Origin of the sequence: Kocuria sp. CCUG 69068 (genome assembly GCF_020833785.1) — a bacterium.
Classification (GTDB): Bacteria; Actinomycetota; Actinomycetes; order Actinomycetales; family Micrococcaceae; genus Kocuria; species Kocuria rosea.
Genome location: NZ_PDDL01000218.1, coordinates 1 through 1,985 on the forward strand (window position 1 = coordinate 1; position 1,985 = coordinate 1,985).

Annotated in this window: 3 protein-coding genes; all 3 read right to left on the minus strand. The window is 77.9% G+C overall.

Features of this window, described 5'->3' with window-relative positions:
- The coding region (tsaB, locus tag CRM73_RS19035) for a tRNA (adenosine(37)-N6)-threonylcarbamoyltransferase complex dimerization subunit type 1 TsaB (RefSeq protein ID WP_229588778.1) at positions 1-426 on the minus strand (426 nt) is incomplete at its 3' end.
- A gap of 40 nt (positions 427-466) precedes the next feature.
- The gene (gene tsaE, locus CRM73_RS19040) at positions 467-1,006 is read right to left on the minus strand and encodes a tRNA (adenosine(37)-N6)-threonylcarbamoyltransferase complex ATPase subunit type 1 TsaE (protein WP_017833346.1); all 540 of its coding nucleotides are present in this window, start codon (positions 1,004-1,006) and stop codon (positions 467-469) included.
- Positions 1,003-1,985 (minus strand): alanine racemase (alr, locus tag CRM73_RS19045; protein ID WP_229588779.1); only part of this gene is annotated, 983 nt, incomplete at its 5' end. The genes alr and tsaE, both read right to left, overlap by 4 nt.

Here is a 1,985-nt window from a genome sequence, read left to right on the forward strand (position 1 = left end):
CCCGGTGCGCCGCGGGCCGTCCTCGGTCGCGGCGTACCGGGCCCAGTAGACCTCCCGGCGCCGGGCGTCGGTGAGCACGAGGAACTCCTCGTGACCGGCCGCTCGGGCGGGCCCGGCCGCGTCCTGGGCGAGGGCCTCGAGGCTCATGAGACCGTGCAGCGGCACGTCCCACGCGAAGGCGAGCGCCCGCGCCGTCGCGATCCCCGCGCGCAGGCCGGTGAAGGGCCCGGGGCCGGTGCCGACGAGGACCCCGTCGAGGTCGGCGCCGGTGACGCCGCGGCCGGCCAGCAGGTCGCGGACCGCGGGGGCCAGGACCTCGGCGTGGGAGCGGGTGTCCGGGCTCGCGTAGGAGCCGAGGACCTCGCCCGCACCGGTGACGAGGGCGGCGGAGGCGACGGCGGAGGAGTCCAGGCACAGGAGGAGCACCCGACCAGTGTAGTGCCCGCCCCCGGGGGCGCCTCCCGGCTCAGTCGAGCCGCGGGGGCCCGTCCGCCCAGCGCGGGCCGATCCCCGTGAGGGTGATGCGGCGGGGCTCGTCGTCCTCGTCCGGGTCCTCGTCCCCGGCCGCGCCGGGGACGAGGGGGTCGGTACCCACGGCGCGCTCCAGCACGATCTCGAGGCGGGAGTCGGCCAGGTGCTCGACCTTCCCGGCCCCCCACTCGACCACGGTGACGGCGGTGTCGGCCGTGTCCTCCAGGTCGATGTCGTCGACCTCCGCCGCGGAGCCCAGCCGGTAGGCGTCGACGTGCACCAGGTCCGGGCCGCCGGGCCGGGGACCGTCCGGGACGTTGGGGTGCCGGCGGACCAGCACGAACGTGGGCGAGATGATCCCCGCGCGCACCCCCAGGCCCCGGCCCAGCCCCTGGGTGAACGTGGTCTTGCCCGCGCCGAGCTCGCCGGTGAGGACCAGCAGGTCCCCGGCGCGCAGCTGGGCGCCCAGCCGCTCGGCCAGGGCCTGGGTGCGCCCGGGCCCGTCCACGGTCACGGTCCGGGTCCACTCGCTCATGCCTGCTCCTCCGCCGCGCCCGCCGGGTCCTCCGCGGCGTGCAGGTGCACCCGGGGCACGCGGGGCGAGACGCGGGTGACGATCTCGTAGTTGATGGTGCCGGCGGCGTCCGCCCAGGCGCTCGCCGAGGGGTTCTCCCCCGCCCCGAACAGCACGGCCTCCGCCCCGAGCAGCCCGTGCTCGGGGGCGGAGCGTCCCGGCGCGCCGAGGTCGACCACGATCTGGTCCATCGCGACCCGGCCGACCTCCGGGTAGGTGCGGCCCTGGATCCGCACGGGTCCGCCGGTGCCGGAGCGCGGGACGCCGTCCGCGTAGCCGAGCGGGACGAGCGCCAGGGTGGTGGGGCGGTCGGTGACGTAGCTCAGCCCGTAGGAGACGCCCTGGCCCGCCGGCACCTCCTTGACCGCGCTGACCGTGCTCCGCAGCGTCATGGCGGGCACGAGACCGAGCTGCTCCGGGGTGCGGTCCGCGAACGGGGAGAGCCCGTAGAGGGACACCCCCACCCGGACCATGTCCAGGAGCATGTCCCCGGGGCGCTCGAGCCCGGCGGCGGAGAGGAGACCGGGCGAGTTCGCCGCGTGCCGCAGCCCGGGCCGGAGCCCGGCGGCCCGCGCCGTGGCCACGGCCGCGCGGAAGCGCTCGAGCTGCTCCCGGGTCTCGGGCCGGGACGGCTCGTCGGCGACGGCGAGGTGGGTGAAGACGCCGACCACCCGCACGAGCCCCTCGGTCTCGGCCTGCGCGGCGGCCCGCACGAGCTCGGGCCAGAGGGCCTCCGGCGCGCCGTTGCGGCCCAGGCCGGTGTCGATCTTGAGGTGGATCCGGGCGGTGGTCCCGAGCGCGCGGGCGGCCGCGGCGATCGGGGCGAGCTCCCAGCCGCTGACGCCCAGCTCGACGTCGGCGGCGAGCGCCGCCCGGAAGTCGGTGTCGACGGTGTGCAGCCACGCGAGCACGGGCGCCCCGATCCCCGCGGCGCGCAGGG

Excerpts from the sequence above, each read along its gene's own strand:
- tsaE (WP_017833346.1), bottom strand. The coding sequence starts at position 1,006 with ATGAGCGAGTGGACCCGGACCGTGACCGTGGACGGGCCCGGGCGCACC.